Below are 19,209 nucleotides of genomic sequence, written 5' to 3'. Positions count from 1 at the left end.
CTTCTTTAGGATGAAAATACTGGCAAATATACTATTTATTCTATCATAGCAGGCTGAAAAACTCAATGATTCCTTTTGTTTCCGATCAGGGACAATGTCTATCTGTAAAAAGTGCCTGCCCGGGAAGGAAACTCCGGGCAGGCACTGATTCAAAGATGGATGGAGCCATTCTGTTTTTTATTCTACCGGTTAGCCAGCTCCTCCGTTATCTCCTCCCAGGAGATTCCCCTGTCAGCCATAAGCACCATCATATGGTAGAGAAAATCCGATATCTCATACTTGATCTCCTCAGGGTTGGGATTCTTGGCCGCTATGATGATCTCAGTGGCCTCCTCCCCCAGTTTTTTGAGGATCTTGTCAATACCTTTGTCAAAGAGATAATTGGTGTAGGATCCCTCCTTCGGATGTTCCTTCCGGTCCAGGATCACACCGTACACATCCTCAAACACCTTTAAGGGGTTTGTCTCCTTGTATTCCTTTTCAGCCAGGGTGGTAAAGAAACAGGTCCTGCTTCCCGTGTGGCAGGCGCCGCCGATCTGCTTGACCGTGGCCAGGATCGTGTCATTGTCACAGTCCAGCTTCAGGGATTTCACATACTGGAAATGTCCGCTGGTCTCTCCCTTCAGCCACAGTTTCTGCCGGCTTCTGCTGAAATATGTCATCTTTCCCGTGGCAAGGGTGGCCTCATAGGATTCCTCGTTCATATACGCCATCATCAGCACTTCCGAGCTTTTATGATCCTGCACGATCACAGGAACCAGCCCATCGCTGTTCAGCTTAAAATCCTTCCACGCCACCGTGCTCTCAAAGGTATCTGTCTCAATACCGGCTCCCTTGAGCATCTGCTTCATCTCCATGCAGGTATCCATGGATTCCTCTTCCAGGGTGAGGATGGCCCCCTTGACCAGAGGGCAGCCAAAATGGATCTTAAGTTCCCCCGCCATGTCCTGGACAGACTGGTGGCCTCCGCAGAAGATCAGGGCTTCATGCCCGCTCTCCCCAATCTCCCCCAACTCCTGAAGGGAAGGTACCTGGGCCGAGGTTTTAAGGATCATCACCGAGGCGCCCAGCTGCGCATATTCCTCCGCCTGGGGAATATATGTAATATCCGGAAGGTATGCATAGATCTTCTCGCTGCCGAAACGGTCCGCAGCCTCCTTCATCATGTCCACATTGTCCTCCCGGCTCACATCCAGGAATACGGCGCTGGCTCCGGCGTAGAGATACTTCTTTACGTCCTCCAGCCTTCTCACACGGCCTCCTGCCAGGATCGGTTCATCCACGGTTCTGGCAGTCTCCTTTATCAGACCGATCACCGCCTCGTGATCCTCATCATTCTCAGAATGATCATAGAGCAGCACCTGGTCGGCCCCGTTGTCACAGCCGGTCCTTGCCAGGTCCGTAAGGGGTTTCCCATATTCCGCCTGTCCGTTCCAGGAATAAGCCTTTCCTTCCTTTATGCCAAATCCCAATATCAGCTTCTTATAATCTGTCATTTGAGTATCTCCTAGTTTTCGTAGAGTCTGACTGCTTCCTTCAGGTCGATTCTGTTTTCGTAAAGAGCTTTTCCAATAATGGCTCCCCTGATCCCTGCCTCATGCAGATCCTGAAGGTCCTTCATACAGGATACCCCGCCGGAGGCTATGATGTCAAGTCCCGTATCCTCTGTCAGCTGCCTGGTTGCCTCCACATTGGGACCTGACAGCATACCGTCCCTGGATATATCCGTATATACAATATGCCGGACTCCAAATTCCTTCATCTTTATGCAGAGATCCCGGGCGGTTACGGCGCTGACCTTTTCCCAGCCCTCCACCGCCACCATGCCGTCCCTGGCATCCACGCCAGCCACAATGGCATCCTCCCCGAACTTTTCCACCATGTCCTTTAGGAATTCCGGATGGGTAGCCGCCTTGGTTCCAATGATCACGCGCCTTACCCCCAGGTCCAGCATACTGCGCACCGCCTCCTCCGAACGGATGCCTCCTCCGATTTCAATAGGGATGGTTACGCTGTCCACGATCTTCTGAATGGCCTTTGCATTGACCGAGTGCCCTGCCAGCGCTCCGTCCAGGTCCACCAGATGCAAAAAGGTGCCTCCCTGAGCCTGCCACCAGGCGGCCACCTTCCATGGCGCATCGGAATACACGGTAATATCCTTAAACCCGCCCTGCCTTAAGCGTACACACTGTCCGTCCTTCATGTCAATTGCCGGATATAGCTGCATATGAATCTCCTCTTTCCTCTTCTTTTAAACGGATCTTAAGATCCTGATTCAACTTTTCCAAATATTGCCCAGTCCTTCTGCCGCCGGCCGCAATATGGGCGTGGTCATCCTCTGTGACAATAATCACAAGCCCTCCTGTATTCTCCACCCTGCTGATCCTGGTGTAAGGGATCACATCAAATGCATAAGCCGCAGTTATGACAAAATGCTCCGTCAGGTAAATGCCTGCTCCCTTTGCATATTCCTCTGTGCAGGCCAGTTCCCGGTCCGCTGCCAGAAGTTCACCGCCCCTTCCTGAAAGCCGCCTTCTCTGGGCGCCCAGACGCCTGAAATACAAGATCATGTAAATGCCCCCGGCAGCGGCCATAAGAAACGGCAATACATAAAACAGGATTGCACGGGGATACTGCTCCAAATACGTTCTTGGAACCGTGTCCAGGTAATATCCGCCCACAATTTCCGACAGGTCCTCCATTGTAATGGGAATCTGTGATTCCGACCACAGCCGGCTGTAGGATTCCCTGGCATATCCCAGAAGTTCCGGCACCACAGGCTCCCCATATCCGTACACGGCCACGGCCGGGGGCTGCTTGGCCCCGGCGTCCCCATATGTATACTCCATAAGGGCCATCAGTTCTTTTGGAAGTTCTCCCCTTACGGAAATGATGTAGGGGCGGAACATAAAATCAAAGCCGAAATAATAGTCATCCGCCTTCTTCACATGTTCCGCAAAGCTGTCTGTCAGGTACTGGAGTTTTACATAGCTGTATCCCGCCGGTTGGTCAGATTGAAAGGGTACCGGCTGGTTTAACTCTTCCCTGTACCTCTCCCTTAGATCCCCATCCAAAAGAAGGCAGGCCAGGGCAGAAGACAATCCCAGGATGAGGAGCACTGCGCCGGCCAAAAGTCTTATATCCCTGTATCTCAGATGATTCATTTTCCTGGATAGGGAAGGTATCCCCGTTCCCTGTTTTCCCAATTCCATCCCTCCCCCAAAGCCCATCCAAGCAGTACTCATATGCATGCGGACGGTACTCATATGTAAGCAAACGGTACTCTGGTACGGGCAAACGCCCGGTCCCTCCTACAAGCTGCCCTTGGTGGACAGCACGCCTGTCAGTCTGGGTTCCGCCGCAACCGCCCCGTCCAGGGCCTTTGCAAAAGCCTTAAAGGCCGCTTCAATGATATGGTGGTTGTTCATCCCCGACAGCTGCTTAACATGCAGGTTCATCTCAGCCGCATAGGACACCGCATAAAAAAATTCCCGCACCATCTCTGTCTCCAGGTCCCCCACCTTTTCCCTGTCCAGGTTCAGGTCATAGACCAGATAAGGTCTTTTACACAGGTCCAGGGCGCACAGCACCAGGGATTCATCCATGGGAAGGATCTGGTAACCGTAGCGCACAATTCCTTTTTTGTCCCCCACCGCCTGCCGGATGGCCTGGCCCAGCACGATTCCGGTATCCTCTACGGTGTGGTGGGTGTCCACCTCCAGATCCCCCTCCACGGTCACGGACAGGTCAAAGAACCCGTGCCGCGCAAAACTGTTTAACATATGGTCAAAAAACCCGATCCCTGTGTGAATGTCCCCTGTTCCGCTTCCGTCCAGGTTCAGGGTCATATGGATCTTTGTCTCATTTGTATTCCTTACGATCTCAGCTATCCTATCCATGTCTTCTGTCTCCTCTTAAGGATATTTGCCCTCAGCGGACAAGAGGGACACACGCCCCTTGTCCGCTGAGGGTATGGTCACTCAAAACGCACCCGTACGGAGTTGGCATGGGCCGTCAGATGTTCGGCCTCTGCAAAAAGTTCAATCTCCTTATGTGCTTTTTCCAGGGCTTCCCTGGAATAGTAGATGATGCTGGATTTCTTGATAAAATCATCCACTCCCAGGGGTGAAAAGAACTTGGCCGTACCATTGGTGGGCAGGATGTGGTTGGGACCTGCAAAATAATCCCCCAGCGGCTCGGAACTGTATTCACCGATAAAGATGGCGCCTGCATTCTGAATCTTTGTCATGACCTCAAACGGATTCCTGGTCACGATCTCCAGGTGCTCCGGCGCAATACTGTTGGATGCCTCCACTGCCTTTTCCATGGATTCCGCCACCAGGATATATCCGTAATTGTCCAGGGACTTGCTGATGATCTCACTTCTGGGAAGCACCTTTAAGAATCCCTCCACCTCCAGGGACACCTTCTTGGCCAGATCCATGCTGGTGGTCACCAGGATAGCGCTGGCCAGTTCATCGTGTTCTGCCTGGCTTAATAGGTCCGCTGCAACAAACCGCGGGTTGGCGCTGTCGTCCGCGATCACCAGGATCTCGCTGGGTCCCGCAATGCTGTCAATGCTCACATGGCCGTATACCGCCTTTTTGGCCAGGGCAACAAAGATATTGCCCGGTCCAACGATCTTATTCACCCTTGGGATGGACTGGGTCCCGAAGGCCAGGGCTGCAACTGCCTGGGCGCCTCCCACCTTGTACACCTGGGTGGCACCGGCCAGATGGGCGGCTGTCAGGGTCACAGGGTTCACCTTTCCATCCTTACCCGGAGGTGTCACCATAACGATCTGTTTCACTCCCGCCACTTCCGCAGGAATGATGTTCATCAGCACGGAAGACGGATAGGCGGCTTTTCCGCCAGGCACATATACGCCCACGCTTTCCAGGGCGGTCACCTTCTGGCCCAGGATGGTCCCGTCAGGCTTTGCGTCAAACCAGCTGTTCCTTTTCTGCTTTTCATGATAACTGCGGATATTCTCCATGGACTGTTTCATCACGTCCAACAGCCCTGCATCCACCTGCTCCATGGCTTCCTGTATCTCCGCCTCCGTCACCCGGATACCGGAAGCGTCCAGATAAGCATGGTCAAACTTTGCCGTGTACTCAAACACGGCTTCGTCCCTGCGGTTTCTCACATCATTAACAATGGCTTCCACGGTTTGGGTATAGCTGTCATAATTGTTGGGATCCCTTTTTAACATATCCGCCAGGATATTTTCCATGGATCGATCATCTAAGGTTATGATTCTCATTCTGCTTTCTCCTCCTTATGAGCGCATGAATCCTTCAGTATGGCCTGGAAATCCTTGATTATCCTTGTAATGCGCTCATTCTCCGTCTTCATGCTCACCTGGTTCACCACCATGCGGGCGGACAGGCTGCACACTTCCTCCAACACTGCCAGGCCGTTTTCACGCAGGGTTGAGCCGGTCTCCACAATGTCCACGATCACCTCGGACAGCCCTACAATGGGGGCCAGTTCAATGGAGCCCCCCAGCTTGATGATCTCCACGGTCTGATACTTCTGGTTGTAGAAATAATCCTTTGCTATATTAGGGTACTTGGTGGCAACCCGGATCAGCTCGTGGTGCTTCAGGCTCTCCCTGGCCGACTCGGGACCGCATACGCACATCCTGCATTTCCCCACTCCCAGGTCCATGACCTCGTAGAGCTTGCGGCCCTCCTCCAGTATGGTGTCCTTTCCCACAATGCCGATATCGGCGGCTCCGTACTCCACATAGGTGGGCACGTCACTGGCCTTGGCCAGGAAAAACCGGATCCCCAGCTCTTCATTTACAAATATCAGCTTCCTGGAATCCTTATCCTTCATCTCATCACAGGAAATGCCGATCTCCTCAAATAATTCCATGGCCTTCCTGGCCAGTCTGCCTTTTGCTAACGCTACCGTTAAATATCTCATCTGTTCTCACCAGTCCTTACATTCATCAATCCCGTGTCACTCATACGCGGAAACAGGAATCTCATCCGCGCTGTGGTTCACCATGTCCATGGCCGTGACCACCAGGCCCTCCCCCTTTAAATACAGGAGGTTTCTCATATGCCGCTGTGCTGCCATGGCCTTATAATCCTCGATCTCCTTGTCCGGGCGCCGCTTCATGGACTGGACAGCCAGACCCTTGTCCTTAAAGTACCTGCCCAACCGTATGGCATTGTCCCTGGCGGACGCCTCGTAGAGGATCACGGTATTCACCAGCGTCACCGGGGTGTCGATCTGCTGTCTGGACAGGGCTGCCATAAGCTGGTCCACCACAATGACAAATCCCACGGCCGGAGTATCCTTTCCAAACTGCACCAGCAGTTTGTCATAGCGCCCGCCTGTGACGATATAATCACCTGTCCCATATGTATATGCTTTGAAAATGATCCCCGTGTAGTAATGGTATTTGCTGAGCATACCCAGGTCATACGTCACATAACCGGCCAGCCCATAGCTTTCCAGAATGTGGTGCACCTGCTCTAGCCGTTCAATGGCGGCCAGGGCGCATGGGTTGGCTGTCAGTTTCTTTGCCTCCATGATCTGCTCCAGGGAGCCAAACAATTCCGGGAGTTTTAAGAACACCTGCTTTAATCCCGGGTCGATCCCCTGGTTCTTTAACAGCTCCTCCACCCCAAAATCGTTCTTGTTTTCAATGAGCTGATTCAGCTCCTCCTCCACATCCCCGTTTAACCCGGCTTCCTCCAGAAGGCTTCTGTAGAATGCCACCTGGCCCAGCTCCACCTGAAACTCCTTTAATCCGGCCGCTTTCAGGCTGTCTATGACCATGGCGATCATCTCCGCATCTCCGTCCGCGGAGTCATCTCCGATCAGCTCCACCCCGGTCTCCGCCCGCTCTTTCAGCCGTCCCTGGTAGCTGCTGTTGTTCTTAAAGGTCCGTTCCAGATAACAGAGCCGCAGGGGCATGGTATCATCCATAAAATATTTGGCCACACACCTTGCCACTGCCGGAGTCATATCCGGCCGCAGCACCAGGGTACTGTTGTCCCGGTCAAAAAACTTAAACATCTCACGGTCGGAAACACTTCCCCTGTCCTTGCTGAATATGTCAAAATATTCAAAACTCGGGGTCTGGATATGCTCATATCCATAGAGATAAAATGTATTCAATATCTTATCCTGTACTGCCAGCTTCTTTCTGCATTCCGCATTGTAGCTGTCCCTCACACCCTCCGGTGTGTGGATCAAACGGTTATTTCCTGCCATAATGATTCATCCTTTTTTATTGATATTGTGTTTTTACTTCTATGTGGTAAAGTGCTAATTCGGTAACGTGATTGTTCCATTATAGGGGATAATGGAGTGATTGTCAATATTTCATTTTTGTCTTCCGTAAAATATGATCATGCTCAGCTGTGCCTGGGAATCTCCCATGTTCCAGTAGCCATGGGGCACATCCGCCTTAAACCGTATGGAATCCCCCTCAGACAGCTCCCAGCGCCGACCATTGGCCTCAATCCCCACATTTCCCCGGAACACTGTGATAAATTCTTCCGTTCCCGCCAGATGGGGCTGGGCACAGAGCTTCCCCTCCGGCTCTATGACGATCCTGTACGTCTCAAACATTTTCCTGTCATCAAAGGGGAATATGGGATAATTCACATACCCTCCCCCGTCTTCCCGGATGGGGAGGATGTCCTGTTCCCGCACCACGGTCATCTCCTCCATACTGGTTTCAATGAGGGAGGAAAATGAAACCTTATAGCCATTGGCAATTTTCCAAAGCACGGAAATGGTAGGATTTACATCCCCCTTCTCAATTTGGGCCAGCATGCTTCTGGACACTCCGGTAACCCCGGCAGCCCCGTCCAGGGTCAGCTTTTTCTCCTCCCTCAGGCGCTTGATGTTCCGGCCTACTTCCAGATTAATATTAATATCCATAAACTCCTCCAAACAGTCTTTTTGCTTGACATTATGTTGGACTAATAGTACAATATAGTAGATTCCAATATATTGGACGGTATGTCTTATTATAGTATACTTTTATTTCCAATTCAGGTCAATCATTATGTAAAATGTATGTTCAAAATCTCCTGGTACTCAGATTTGCGAGATGATTTTCTGTCAGCCGCAGAGATGGGTGCAGGTGAGACTCCAAGCGTACACCAAATGGACAGGAGGAAAAACAGATGGAATTCAGATGTTCCCAAAGTACGGAGATCGATAGGTGCTGGGAGATCATACAGGAAGCGCGTCAATACCTGAAGGATCAGGGGATCGACCAGTGGCAGAACGAATATCCCGACAGGAATTCGGTGGCCGGGGATGTGATGAAAGGAAACGGATATGTCATAACGGAGAACGGCCGTATCATAGGTTACGCATGTATTTCCTTTGACAAGGAAGAATGTTATGAGACCCTGAGAGGAACCTGGAAAAGCATTCAGCCCTACGGTGTCATCCACAGGCTGGCCATTGGCAATTCACACAAGGGAAAGGGCCTGGGATCCCTTATGCTGCACCGGGCGGAAGAGCTGTGCAGGTCCAGGGGAATCCACAGCATCAAGATCGACACGGACCAGGACAATGGCGCCATGAGACATCTGCTGGAAAAGAACGGATATGAATACTGCGGCGTGGTCACCTTTGACAACAGTGATAAGATCGCCTTTGAAAAGCTGATCTGATCCATTAAACATGGCAAAGACCCGGTCCGGGAACATCAGTTTCTCCGGTCCAGGTCTTTTTGGATCTCCTCCAAATAGTGCACCAGCATATCCCTGTAGGTACGTATCCGCCACTGTTTGTCCACTTCATCATATGTAAAGCTTTTTCGCCCTCCCGCCTCCATCCGTTCCCAGAAAGCAAGCACCTGGTCAAAGGGAAGATAATACATCTCATTCATTCCCGTGTAGTACAGGATGATGAAGGAAATCCCTCCCTGTTCCTCAAACTCCTTCATGAACTGGATCTGGTGGGGGTGTATGTTCTGAAGGGGAAATGTCTTTGCCGCGCATTCCTTGGCGTCAAAACACACCGGGATCCCCTGCACGGTGCCGATATAGTCCACCGTACTCTTTTGGTCAAAGTACGCCAGGGTAATGTGCCTGCTCGCCTTGTCTATCTCAATGGGGGTAATGGGAGTGGGTATCTTCTGGATCAGCGCCAGATGCTTTTCCCTGTAGCTGTCATTGGTATGATTGATCAGATCCTCCAGGGTAGACCCCCTCAATCCCCTTGTATTCCATGTTCCCATGCTGCATGTTCCTTTCCGTCTGTTTCTGGAACAAGTATATCAGAACATCTGTTTTTTCACAAGTCCGGCACCATATAGTTTTCTTTCACCTTAACTCCCAGCCTTTGTTACAGGCTTACCCGTCTGCACAAACTGTTCCCACTGCTCTTTACTTCCCGCAAACACGTTCAGATCAATAAATTTCTCCTGACCGGAATATCCCTTAAGCCTTCCCCTATTTGCGTACTGCCAGAACGTCCACTCTCTGTCGGTCTTAGGTCTGCGGACCACATTGCGGATCCAGAGGGGATACGCTTCAAATCCGCCTTCCAGGTACATTTCATAGGTTTCCTCCGTAGCGTAGATGACCGGAGTCACTCCATAATGCTCCCCCAACATCTCCAGCATGAGTTCCAACTGTTCTGCCGCCTGGCTGACAGGGGGAGGATTGGATCTCTTATCCCCGTAAAACTCAAAATCCACCACAGGCGGAAGCATTCCTTCCCGCTTTCCCACGGTCTGGATAAAATTCTGTGCCTGACTCTCTGCCGGGCTGTCAAAACTGAAAAAATGGTAAGCGCCTGTATACAGACCTGTCCCGGCCGACTCCTCCCAGTTTTCCTCAAAGCGCGGATCCCTATGGCGGCTCCCCTCCGTGGCCTTTATATACGCAAAGGAAATGTCCTGGGCGCTGAGCACGGACCAGTCAATATCCCCCTGGTAGTGGGACACATCAACTCCGCGTACCGAATAAGTTCCGGCCCCGGGGCGGTTGAGGAGAAACCATCCGTTCATCACCCCATAATAAAAAATACCGCCGCACACCGACAGGACCACTGCCACGCAGAGAATAGACCGCAGGTATCCGGCCCCTTTCCCTGCCCATGTGCTATGGCTGCCATTCTTTTGTTCCATCCTGTCTCTCCCCATACGATCTCTCCCCCTACTGCCCTTTTACATCCACGATCCTTACATACCGTCTTAATGGGTATTCTCCGTCATGGGCCTCTTCCATTGACACAGCCGACACACTGCCTGCCCCTGTAATACGAGTCACCCCGCATCCGGCCAATCCTGCCCAATAGGAGTGATATACTGCATGGCGATCCTGTTTTCCGGATGGACGTCACACAAATAGATGACGGCCAGGAACAGCCACTCCAGCGGCTTCATAAGTATATAAACACAGTCAGCTCCAAAGGATGTCCTGATATGGCGGGCCAGGGGAAATCCGTATCTGTCATAGACATGCCGGACCGCGCCGTGGAACCCGGGCGCACGTTCCATTATGATCTGCTCAAAGGCATTTGCAATACAGAGCTGTCTGTTGACAATAACACGATGGCCATGACGGACGCCCATGCGGACGGGATGGACCACCTTTGGATGGCCTCCTGCCGCCACCGTGCACAGATAGTGTTCGTCATACATCACATTGGGAGGGGAGACCTTCTGGGACAGATTCCACTGGCTGGTCTGTGTCCACGCCTGAATGACGCTGTCCGGCTTTTGTCCGAATAAAGTGAGGAGCATGATCAGGATCCCCAGCAGGGGCAGCATAAAAAGCAGGGCCAGCCATGGCCAGTTTCCGGAATTCTGCAGCACGGCCTCAAAGCGTCCCGCGACTTCCGGACTTCCTGCCGTTCCATTATTCGGCTTTCCTGCCATCTCTTCCCCTTTTCCCTTCTCTCCTTTCCCCTCCGTACGGCCCGGATTCAGTTCCTGCCACTGCAGCAGCAAACGCCGGATCACTTTTACGGCAATGAGGACACAGTTTACAGGAAACAGGTACAGGTAGATCCCTCCCCTGCCCGCCACGCAGGTCTGTATGGTCCACATCACACACATCAGGCATCCGATGTACATGGCTGACATGGAAAGTACGGTCACAAGGGGAGGCAGTTCCTTTAACGGGATCATGCGAAGGATCATATATCCAAGGATCCCCACTCCGGACAGCACTGCTATGGTTGGAAATGTCCAGGTGGCAATGGGTGTATGGAACTGGCCATTGTACAGCACCTCAGGCCAGTCCGCAAATACGATCTCCGTAACTTCCGAGATATACAGCCAGCTTAGCAGAAAACCGGCCAATATGGTGGCAATTTCCGTCAATGCACTGATGGACCGCTGAAAGGGACTCAGAGTCTTTTTGACCATAAAATATAGATTGCACACGGTTAACAGCAGGGGATAGACTAAGGAAACCAGCAGGATCAGAACCATAAACAACGCCATATATCCTTCCGTCAGCCGGTTGGGCCCAAACGGCCCTCTTATAAACAGTAATGGGCATCCCAGTACCATCATGATGAGAAGCACCACCACAGGAGCCAGGACAATGCTTAACAGGGTATGCATTTTCACAAAAACCAATAAACGTTTCATACCAAAATCCTCCTCATATGGCTTCAGTATATTGTGACCCAGGTTTCAAGTCAATGGAAGATCTGGCAAATTAAGGATATATTCAGAAAATTGAAAATATTGCACACAAACGATCTGCTATAAACCAGGAGCCGGCTTCCGTTTGGAAGCCGGCTCCTCTGGATATACTTATGATCACTTCTTAACAGGAAAGAATATCTCCGTCTCCCACTCCTCAGGCGGCAGGTTATGGAAATGATTTTTGACATAGATCTCGTAGGGCATTCCATCCGGCCGGTATCCGTTGGCGTTGATCCATGATACAATGGCGCCGTAAGCATCGGGAAGCCCTGAATATGCTCCTTTGTGAACGGTGGCGGCACAGAAACGCTTTGGCATGATGCAGTCCGCCTTATCCCTTTCCGTGATACCCACGGCAAGCTCTATATCGCTGTAGGCCGGATCAAACTCCTGGTCATGGTAGATTGCCATTGTTATGCCGTTGGCGGTGAGATGTTCCCTGGCGATCTTTTCATACAGTTTCCCGTAATAGTTTCCGAATTCCTCCACCGACATCTTCTGCCTGCTGGTTACCAGCACCTGTTCCTCTGTTTCTTTGACCTGGATTTCATAGTTATTCTGATAGCTCATAATGTCACCTGTCCTTTCAAACTCTTCCAGATGGATTCCCATTTCCCTGACCGTAACGGAAAGATAGTTCATCTGCTGCTCCAGCCGGAATTTCTGTTTCCTCAGCTGCCCCAAAAGACTCCCGGCATCCTTTGTGTCCAGCAAGCCCTGAATGTCGGTAAGGGAAAATCCGTACCGCTTCAGCCGTCCGATCAAAAGCATGGTACTGATCTGACTGTCCTCATAATACCGGTATCCATTGGCCTCATCTGTTTTCCTTGGCCTTAAAAGACCGATCTTTTCATAATGGCGCAGCGTTTTTACACTTACCCCGCATATCTTTGACATCTGTCCTATGGTCAGCATTTCCCTGTTCCTCCATCTGTTTTTATTCATCTGATCCGGATCTGAACCAAGTATAATCCCATCCCTAAGGGCAGGGTCAAGAGGTTTTTTTAATCCATAAACGTCAGCTTCAGAATGCACCCTTGTCAAAGCAGAACACCGCAATATTATACCACATAACAGAAAAAGGACTTCCGCTTTCCGCGAAAATCCTAATGATTTCTGTTGTTTTTACGCTTATTCCTCGGACTGGAATCTGAGAGCCTGCTCTGCGATCAGGTCCTTATCCTCAAAATAGTTGATCTTCATGGCCCTCTTCATCTCCGCCAGTGTCCCGGCTGCCTTTGCCTGGGCTTTCCTGCTCCCCTCTTCCAGGATACGGTATACGGCAGGAATATCCTTTGCAAACTCCTTACGGCGTTCACGGATGGGGCGCAGCTCGTCCTGAAGCACGTTGTTTAAAAACTTCTTGACCTTTACATCCCCAAGACCGCCTCTCATATAATGGGCCTTCAGCTCATCCAGGTTCTTGTAATCCGGAAGATACTCTGCGAAATGCTCATCGCGGCAGAACGCATCCAGGTAAACAAACACAGGATTTCCTTCCACCTGGCCCGAATCCTCCACGCGCAGATGGTTGGGGTCGGTGAACATGGACATGATCTTCTTCTTCACATCCGCCTCGGAATCAGCCAGGTAAATGCAGTTGCCCAGGGATTTGCTCATCTTGGCCTTGCCGTCAGTGCCCGGAAGGCGCAGACATGCCTTGTTGTCAGGAAGCAGGATATCCGGCTCCACCAGATTACCTCCGTAAACAGTATTAAACTTGTGCACGATCTCCCTGGTCTGCTCAATCATTGGAGCCTGGTCCTCGCCCACCGGAACCGTAGTTGCCTTGAAGGCAGTGATGTCGGCTGCCTGGCTGATGGGATAGGTGAAAAATCCCACCGGGATGCTGGCCTCAAAATTACGCATCTGGATCTCAGACTTAACCGTGGGATTGCGCTGAAGGCGGGATACGGTCACCAGATCCATGTAATAGAAGGTCATCTCACACAATTCCGGTATCTGGGACTGGATAAACAGCACGGACTTGGACGGGTCCAGCCCGCATGCCAGATAATCCAGGGCCACTTCTATGATGTTCTGACGCACCTTTTCAGGGTTGTCCGCATTATCTGTCAAAGCCTGCGCATCGGCTATCATAATATAAATCTCATCAAACTCTCCCGAGTTCTGAAGCTCCACCCTGCGCTTCAGTGAACCCACATAATGTCCTACGTGAAGCCGTCCTGTGGGGCGGTCGCCTGTAAGTATAATTTTTCCCATTCCAAAAATCCTCTCATTCCATTCTTTTTGGTACGCACACATTTTGTCGCTTGTATTATCATAACCCGAACAGGAGCTCCTGTCAAGAATCACCAAATGATCCTTTTTCTGCCTTTTTAAAGCTTCCCTGTTGGTGTGACGGCAATCCCTTCCCCCTTTAAAACCCTGGCAAACTGACCGGGAAGAGGTGCGATGAATTCCCTTCCCCCAAGATAGTCAAGTGGCGCCGGAAGTTCCTTTGGAAGTTCCAGCCTCCAGGAGTGAAGCAGCTGGGACCGGACTTTGTATTTCTTTTTCATGTCATCATTTACCTGTCTGCTTCCATACTTGTAGTCACCTGCAATAGGATGTCCCATTGATGACAGATGGGCGCGTATCTGATGGCTGCGCCCGGTGATCAATGTCACCCTCAACAGGGTAAACCTGTCGTTTCCGGCCAGGGGAAGATACTCCGTCATGATCGGCACACTGTCCTCCACCTCCAGAGGGTAGATGGATACGGTATTGGTCTCCTCATTCTTTTTCAGGAACCCGGCGATCAGCTGCTTGCCCTCCACCTTTCCGGACACAAGGCACTGGTAATATTTGTGTATGCTCCTGTCCTTAAACACCTCATTCATGATCTGAAGCCCTGCCAGGGATTTTCCCGCCACCACCAGGCCGCTGGTATTGCGGTCCAGGCGGTTGCAGATGGAAGGCTTAAAGGTCCGCAGCTGGCTTATGGGCAGACCCCCTGAATCGATCAGGTAATTCAGGATATATTCATTCAGGGACATATCCCCTTCCTTTGCCTTTTGGGAAAGCATACCCGAAGGCTTGTTCACCACCAGGATATGGCTGTCTTCATAGACAATATCCAGGTTCCCGGAACTGTTTTTTTTAGTATCCGGTAAGGCTCGGCCCGGGGTTCCAAACAAAGGACCGGACAGGGCCGAGCCCTGAAACTTGCTTATGGTCTCATCCGAGAGGAACAGCTGTATCTCATCCCCCTCTGCCAGATGTTCGGAGCCGTCACATTTCTTTCCGTTTAAAGTAATGTTCTTTTTGCGCATCATTTTATAGAGAAAACCTTTTCCGGCCTGATCCAGGTATTTAGCAAGAAGCTTATCCATGCGCTGTCCGGCTTCATTGGGTGTCACTGTCAGTGTCTGCATATGTGATGTCTCCTTTATCTTTTGCAGTCCTTTACTTTGGAATTGATCACATCCATCAGCATCAGGATAAACCGGTGGGGAAAGACCTTGCAAAGCAGATCAAATGCCTTCATGGTCAATCCATATACGGAAATGTCCCTCCCCGCCACGCTGTCCCGGATCGCCTTGGCCACCACCCGTCTGGGATTAGCCATGACCAGGCGCTTGTACAGAGGTATCTCGCCTGTCGTCTCAGCGATATCAAAGAATTCGGTCTTTACCGGGCCGGGGCATACTGCCGTCACATAGATATTCCTGGATTTCAGTTCCTGGTGCAGGGCCCTGCTGTAGCTGAGCACAAAGGATTTGGTCGCCGCATAAATGGCAAAACCGGGCTGTGGAAGAAAAGCTGCCGAGGACGCAAACTGGATGATCCTGCTGTTGCAGGTCATATAGGGCAGGACCATCCGCGTCACCGCGCACAGGGCCTCACAATTCAGGCGCACCATATCACGTTCGTCTGTGAGGCTCAATTCATCCACCGCGCCGATCTTTCCAAACCCGGCGGCATTTACCAGGAATTTCACCTGGGGCATTTTCTCCTCAAGGGTGCGTTCCAGTATGCCCAGGTCCCTATCCTTTGTAAGGTCCAGGGCAAATTTGCGCAAAGGCGCTCCCACCTGACGGTCCAATTCCTCCAGGCGCTCCATTCTCCTGGCAATGATCCAGATCTCATCAAACCCGTTGAAATGCTCCCATAGCTGAATAATCATTTCCCTGCCCATTCCGGAGGATGCTCCGGTTATTACAGCAATTTTCATTTTATCAGGATCCTTTCTTTTTATGAACGTTACGAATGGCTTTCTTTGGCCGTTTCACGCCCTGACGGCTCCCCTGACCGGCAGAGGCTTTAACAGGTTGTCCGTTTCTGTCCCTTAGGGGCTGTGCGTTCCTTGGCCTTATTAGGCATTTTTTGTCAAACCCGATCAGGTCTGTCCTTCCCGCGCTGCGCAGTGCTTCCGCCACCAGGTCGTAATTCTTGGGATTGCGGTACTGGATCAGTGCGCGCTGCATGGCCTTTTCATGGGGATTCACCGGCACATATACCGGCTCCATGGTCCTGCAGTCGTAGCCCGTATAATACATGCAGGTGGAAATGGTGGAGGGCGTGGGATAAAAATCCTGCACCTGTTCCGGCATGTAACCCAAATCCCTGAGATACTCTGCCAGCTGCACCGCCTCCTTCATGGAAGAACCGGGATGGGATGACATGAGATAGGGAACCAGGTACTGCTCCTTGCCCAGCCTTCCGTTCATCTCCTTGTATTCCCGTGCAAACTGCCGGTACACATCATTCTTTGGCTTTCCCATCATCTTAAGCACCCTGTCTGCCACATGTTCAGGCGCCACTTTTAACTGGCCGCTGACATGGAACTCACAGAGTTCCCGGAGGAACTTCCTGCTGGGATCAGCCAGCACATAGTCAAACCGGATGCCGGAGCGGATAAACACCTTTTTCACCTTTGGCAGGGCCCGCAGCTTCCTGAGAAGGGAAATATAATCCGTGTGGTCCGCTTTCAGGTTTTTACAGGGCTCCGGGAACAGGCACTGCCGGTTGGGGCATGCGCCTGCCGTCATCTGCTTGTCACAGGCCGGAAAACGGAAATCCGCAGTGGGGCCGCCCACATCATGGATATACCCTTTAAAATCAGGCTCCTCTATGAGAAGCTTTGCCTCATCCAGAAGGGATTCATGGCTTCTGGCCTGGATGATCCTTCCCTGGTGAAAGGTCAGGGCGCAGAAGCTGCAGGCGCCAAAGCAGCCCCTGTTGCTGATCAGGCTGAATTTGATCTCCCGTATAGCGGGCACGCCTCCCAGCTCCTCATAGGATGGATGATAATTCCTCATATAGGGAAGATTGTAGACATCATCCATCTCTTCCCGGCTCAATGGCTTGGCCGGCGGATTCTGGACCACATACACCTTTCCCTCATATGGTTCCACCAGACGTTTTCCGGAAAATGGGTCCGTATTGCTGTACTGCACATAAAAGCTTTTGGCATATTCCTTTTTATCCAATAACAGCTGGGTGTAATCCGGCAGCAGTTTATAGTCGTACACTGACTCCAGGCTCTTTGTCTTATAGACCGTGCCGTCAATAAAGGTGATATCTTTTACATCGATCCCGCTGTCCAGGGCATCTGCGATCTCCACAATGGAGCGCTCCCCCATTCCGTAGGAAATGATGTCCGCCTGGGAATCCAGAAGCACGGAGCGTTTCAGTTTGCCCGACCAGTAATCATAATGGGCCAGGCGGCGCAGGCTGGCTTCAATCCCTCCAATGATGATCGGCGCATCCTTGTACACGGACCGGATCAGGTTACAGTAAACCACCACCGCATAGTCCGGCCTCTTTCCCATAATGCCGCCCGGGGTATAGGAATCCTCTTTCCTGCGCTTCTTGGACACGGAATAATGGTTCACCATGGAATCCATGTTCCCTGCCGATACCAGGAATCCCAGTCTGGGACGTCCCAGTATCTCAATGCTCTTTTTATCCTTCCAGTCCGGCTGGGCAATGATCCCCACCTTATATCCATGGGCTTCCAGCATCCTGGATATGATAGCTGTGCCAAAGGACGGGTGATCCACGTAGGCGTCACCTGATACATACACAAAATCACATTGCTTCCATCCCCGGATGCTCATGTCATGCCGGTTCATAGGTAAATAATCATTTTTCATCCTGCCGCTCCATCCAATAATTCGTAATAATCCTTAATATAGTAATCCGCCAGCTGCCGTTTTTCTTCCCTCATATCCTGGGAAAATGCATCTTCCACTGCAAACACGGTCATTCCCGCGTTCTTGCCCGCCTGGATTCCCGCAGGCACATCCTCAAATACCACACAGTCTGAGGGCTTCACATGGAGCCGGTCCGCCACACTCAGATAGATATCCGGGGCCGGTTTGCCTGCCGCCACCTCGCAGGCCGTGGTCACCACCTTAAAATACCTGCGTATATCCAATGAATCCAAGACCGCGTCCACCATGGCCCTGCCATTGCTGGTGGCAATGCCGGCCACGATCCCATTCATGCTTATATAATCTAAGAATGCCCTTGCCCCCGGTTTTAAAGGCACCTCATTCTTGTATTTTTCAATGGACATCTGTACCCACGCTTCCTTGATCTGTTCCAGGGAGTCCTCCAGACTGAAGCGCTTTTTAAAATAAGCCGCTGTCTCGGAAAAGCTCATGCCCTCAATCTCCTTCTGCAGATCCTCCGGGCACTCCAGATCGAATCTTGCAAGATACTCCACATCAATGGCTTTCCACATCCACATGGAATCCACCAGTGTGCCGTCCAGATCAAATATCACTGCTTTTTTCTGGTTTAACTTCATTTTTTCCATTTCCTCTTTAACTAATCAGACTTTTTCTGGTTCCTGCAATCCTTAAGGCTCCGTATCTCTTCCTCGCTCAGCGGCCGGTACTCCCCCGGCTCCAGATCCGGATCCAGGCTCAAGGGCCCCATGGATAGGCGTTTCAAATAAACCACCTGACATCCCAGAGCTTCAAACATCCGCTTTACCTGATGGAATTTTCCCTCCCGGATTGTGAGAAGGACCTCCTGGCCCTTGTCTTCCCCCGCGTATTCAAACTTCGCGGGCAAGGTCCTGGTCCCATCTTCCAACAAAATCCCCTCCTCCAGGCGTTTAGCCGCGTCCTTTGGAAGGGTTCCCGATAAGCGGGCCATATAGACCTTGTCCACATGCTTTTTGGGGGAGAGCAGATTATGGGCCATCTCTCCGTCATTGGTGATCAGGAGAAGCCCCTCCGTATCCACATCCAATCGTCCCACTGGAAAAAGATCCTGCCTCAAAGCATCCCCGATCAGCCCAACCACTGTCTCGTAATGGTTGTCCGTCCTGGCGGACACCACCCCCTGGGGTTTATTTAACATATAATATTCCATTTTTGCATATCCCACCAATGCTCCGTCCACTGTCACCTGATCCGCGTCCGGGCATATCTTTAAGTCCGTGGCCTTTGCCACCTGTCCGTTTACCTGGATACGCCCCCTTTTTGCCATGTCCTTGATCTGGCTGCGGGTACCATGGCCCATCTCTCCCAGAAACTTGTCCAGGCGCATCACACCGGATTTCTGTCTGTTTTTATCTGCCATCTATTTCACCATTC

19 protein-coding genes are annotated in these 19,209 nt (G+C 51.4%); 1 reads left to right on the top strand and 18 read right to left on the bottom strand.

Annotation, left to right across the window (positions count from 1 at the left end):
* Positions 1–182 precede the first annotated feature (182 nt).
* The 8 genes from hisIE to HMPREF9469_RS17670 form a co-directional block, all read right to left on the bottom strand.
* Entirely contained in the window at positions 183–1,496 is a 1,314-nt protein-coding gene (hisIE, locus tag HMPREF9469_RS17705) for a bifunctional phosphoribosyl-AMP cyclohydrolase/phosphoribosyl-ATP diphosphatase HisIE (RefSeq protein ID WP_007864439.1), read from the bottom strand.
* Between the two features lie 11 nt (positions 1,497–1,507).
* On the bottom strand, positions 1,508–2,227 hold the full coding sequence (gene hisA, locus HMPREF9469_RS17700; RefSeq protein ID WP_007864434.1) for a 1-(5-phosphoribosyl)-5-[(5-phosphoribosylamino)methylideneamino]imidazole-4-carboxamide isomerase: 720 nt from the start codon (positions 2,225–2,227) through the stop codon (positions 1,508–1,510).
* Complete coding sequence (locus HMPREF9469_RS17695) at positions 2,205–3,212, bottom strand: hypothetical protein (protein WP_416387687.1); 1,008 nt, start codon at positions 3,210–3,212, stop codon at positions 2,205–2,207. The genes hisA and HMPREF9469_RS17695 overlap by 23 nt, the downstream gene beginning before the upstream one ends.
* Before the next feature lie 99 nt (positions 3,213–3,311).
* Positions 3,312–3,899: an imidazoleglycerol-phosphate dehydratase HisB gene (gene hisB, locus HMPREF9469_RS17690; protein WP_007864412.1), complete on the bottom strand. Its 588-nt coding sequence runs from the start codon at positions 3,897–3,899 to the stop codon at positions 3,312–3,314.
* Between the two features lie 77 nt (positions 3,900–3,976).
* Entirely contained in the window at positions 3,977–5,266 is a 1,290-nt protein-coding gene (gene hisD / locus HMPREF9469_RS17685; protein ID WP_007864409.1) for a histidinol dehydrogenase, read from the bottom strand.
* Entirely contained in the window at positions 5,263–5,934 is a 672-nt protein-coding gene (gene hisG / locus HMPREF9469_RS17680; protein WP_007864406.1) for an ATP phosphoribosyltransferase, read from the bottom strand. Before hisG ends, hisD begins: the two co-directional genes overlap by 4 nt.
* 36 nt (positions 5,935–5,970) lie before the next feature.
* Entirely contained in the window at positions 5,971–7,236 is a 1,266-nt protein-coding gene (gene hisZ / locus HMPREF9469_RS17675; RefSeq protein WP_007864403.1) for an ATP phosphoribosyltransferase regulatory subunit, read from the bottom strand.
* A 111-nt stretch (positions 7,237–7,347) separates the two neighbouring features.
* A complete protein-coding gene (locus tag HMPREF9469_RS17670; protein ID WP_007864400.1) occupies positions 7,348–7,911 on the bottom strand; it encodes a helix-turn-helix domain-containing protein in 564 nt (187 codons plus the stop codon).
* Positions 7,912–8,159: 248 nt separating this feature from the next.
* On the opposite strand from HMPREF9469_RS17670, the gene HMPREF9469_RS17665 reads away from it, so the two are divergent.
* On the top strand, positions 8,160–8,657 hold the full coding sequence (locus HMPREF9469_RS17665; protein ID WP_007864397.1) for a GNAT family N-acetyltransferase: 498 nt from the start codon (positions 8,160–8,162) through the stop codon (positions 8,655–8,657).
* Between the two features lie 35 nt (positions 8,658–8,692).
* Here the strand turns inward: HMPREF9469_RS17665 and HMPREF9469_RS17660 are convergent, their stop codons facing one another.
* From HMPREF9469_RS17660 to HMPREF9469_RS17615, 10 genes are all read right to left on the bottom strand, one after another.
* Positions 8,693–9,226, bottom strand: a complete 534-nt coding sequence (locus HMPREF9469_RS17660; RefSeq protein WP_007864394.1) for a Holliday junction resolvase RecU — start codon at positions 9,224–9,226, stop codon at positions 8,693–8,695.
* Between the two features lie 90 nt (positions 9,227–9,316).
* Positions 9,317–10,120, bottom strand: a complete 804-nt coding sequence (locus HMPREF9469_RS17655; protein WP_048930547.1) for a glycoside hydrolase family 25 protein — start codon at positions 10,118–10,120, stop codon at positions 9,317–9,319.
* A gap of 138 nt (positions 10,121–10,258) precedes the next feature.
* On the bottom strand, positions 10,259–11,593 hold the full coding sequence (locus HMPREF9469_RS17650; RefSeq protein ID WP_007864388.1) for a DUF6688 domain-containing protein: 1,335 nt from the start codon (positions 11,591–11,593) through the stop codon (positions 10,259–10,261).
* Positions 11,594–11,767: 174 nt separating this feature from the next.
* Entirely contained in the window at positions 11,768–12,568 is an 801-nt protein-coding gene (locus tag HMPREF9469_RS17645) for a MerR family transcriptional regulator (RefSeq protein ID WP_007864385.1), read from the bottom strand.
* Between the two features lie 216 nt (positions 12,569–12,784).
* Positions 12,785–13,876, bottom strand: a complete 1,092-nt coding sequence (gene trpS / locus HMPREF9469_RS17640; RefSeq protein ID WP_007864377.1) for a tryptophan--tRNA ligase — start codon at positions 13,874–13,876, stop codon at positions 12,785–12,787.
* Between the two features lie 116 nt (positions 13,877–13,992).
* Positions 13,993–15,030 (bottom strand): RluA family pseudouridine synthase, encoded by a 1,038-nt coding sequence (locus tag HMPREF9469_RS17635; protein ID WP_007864375.1) that lies wholly within the window; start codon positions 15,028–15,030, stop codon positions 13,993–13,995.
* 14 nt (positions 15,031–15,044) lie between these two features.
* A complete protein-coding gene (locus HMPREF9469_RS17630; RefSeq protein ID WP_007864372.1) occupies positions 15,045–15,830 on the bottom strand; it encodes an SDR family NAD(P)-dependent oxidoreductase in 786 nt (261 codons plus the stop codon).
* Positions 15,831–15,834: 4 nt separating this feature from the next.
* Positions 15,835–17,754: a YgiQ family radical SAM protein gene (locus HMPREF9469_RS17625; protein WP_007864369.1), complete on the bottom strand. Its 1,920-nt coding sequence runs from the start codon at positions 17,752–17,754 to the stop codon at positions 15,835–15,837.
* Positions 17,751–18,413 carry an HAD family hydrolase gene (locus HMPREF9469_RS17620; RefSeq protein ID WP_007864365.1) on the bottom strand — a complete coding sequence of 221 codons (663 nt, stop codon included), beginning with the start codon at positions 18,411–18,413 and terminating at the stop codon, positions 17,751–17,753. The genes HMPREF9469_RS17625 and HMPREF9469_RS17620 overlap by 4 nt, the downstream gene beginning before the upstream one ends.
* 20 nt (positions 18,414–18,433) lie before the next feature.
* On the bottom strand, positions 18,434–19,195 hold the full coding sequence (locus tag HMPREF9469_RS17615) for a pseudouridine synthase (protein WP_007864358.1): 762 nt from the start codon (positions 19,193–19,195) through the stop codon (positions 18,434–18,436).
* Positions 19,196–19,209: the final 14 nt, after the last annotated feature.

It is taken from the genome of [Clostridium] citroniae WAL-17108 (assembly GCF_000233455.1).
Taxonomy (GTDB): Bacteria; Bacillota; Clostridia; order Lachnospirales; family Lachnospiraceae; genus Enterocloster; species Enterocloster citroniae.
This window is presented reverse-complemented; position numbering and strand designations above follow the sequence as displayed.

Bases quoted from the DNA above. Each gene is read 5' to 3' on its own strand.
- HMPREF9469_RS17655 (WP_048930547.1), bottom strand. From the start codon at position 10,120: ATGGAACAAAAGAATGGCAGCCATAGCACATGGGCAGGGAAAGGGGCC.
- HMPREF9469_RS17645 (WP_007864385.1), bottom strand. From the start codon at position 12,568: ATGCTGACCATAGGACAGATGTCAAAGATATGCGGGGTAAGTGTAAAA.
- HMPREF9469_RS17615 (WP_007864358.1), bottom strand. From the start codon at position 19,195: ATGGCAGATAAAAACAGACAGAAATCCGGTGTGATGCGCCTGGACAAG.
- hisZ (WP_007864403.1), bottom strand. From the start codon at position 7,236: ATGGCAGGAAATAACCGTTTGATCCACACACCGGAGGGTGTGAGGGAC.
- hisIE (WP_007864439.1), bottom strand. From the start codon at position 1,496: ATGACAGATTATAAGAAGCTGATATTGGGATTTGGCATAAAGGAAGGA.
- hisG (WP_007864406.1), bottom strand. From the start codon at position 5,934: ATGAGATATTTAACGGTAGCGTTAGCAAAAGGCAGACTGGCCAGGAAG.
- HMPREF9469_RS17635 (WP_007864375.1), bottom strand. From the start codon at position 15,030: ATGCAGACACTGACAGTGACACCCAATGAAGCCGGACAGCGCATGGAT.
- trpS (WP_007864377.1), bottom strand. From the start codon at position 13,876: ATGGGAAAAATTATACTTACAGGCGACCGCCCCACAGGACGGCTTCAC.
- hisB (WP_007864412.1), bottom strand. From the start codon at position 3,899: ATGGATAGGATAGCTGAGATCGTAAGGAATACAAATGAGACAAAGATC.
- hisD (WP_007864409.1), bottom strand. From the start codon at position 5,266: ATGAGAATCATAACCTTAGATGATCGATCCATGGAAAATATCCTGGCG.
- HMPREF9469_RS17660 (WP_007864394.1), bottom strand. From the start codon at position 9,226: ATGGGAACATGGAATACAAGGGGATTGAGGGGGTCTACCCTGGAGGAT.
- HMPREF9469_RS17620 (WP_007864365.1), bottom strand. From the start codon at position 18,413: ATGAAGTTAAACCAGAAAAAAGCAGTGATATTTGATCTGGACGGCACA.
- HMPREF9469_RS17630 (WP_007864372.1), bottom strand. From the start codon at position 15,830: ATGAAAATTGCTGTAATAACCGGAGCATCCTCCGGAATGGGCAGGGAA.
- HMPREF9469_RS17665 (WP_007864397.1), top strand. From the start codon at position 8,160: ATGGAATTCAGATGTTCCCAAAGTACGGAGATCGATAGGTGCTGGGAG.
- HMPREF9469_RS17670 (WP_007864400.1), bottom strand. From the start codon at position 7,911: ATGGATATTAATATTAATCTGGAAGTAGGCCGGAACATCAAGCGCCTG.
- HMPREF9469_RS17650 (WP_007864388.1), bottom strand. From the start codon at position 11,593: ATGAAACGTTTATTGGTTTTTGTGAAAATGCATACCCTGTTAAGCATT.
- HMPREF9469_RS17625 (WP_007864369.1), bottom strand. From the start codon at position 17,754: ATGAAAAATGATTATTTACCTATGAACCGGCATGACATGAGCATCCGG.
- HMPREF9469_RS17695 (WP_416387687.1), bottom strand. From the start codon at position 3,212: ATGGAATTGGGAAAACAGGGAACGGGGATACCTTCCCTATCCAGGAAA.
- hisA (WP_007864434.1), bottom strand. From the start codon at position 2,227: ATGCAGCTATATCCGGCAATTGACATGAAGGACGGACAGTGTGTACGC.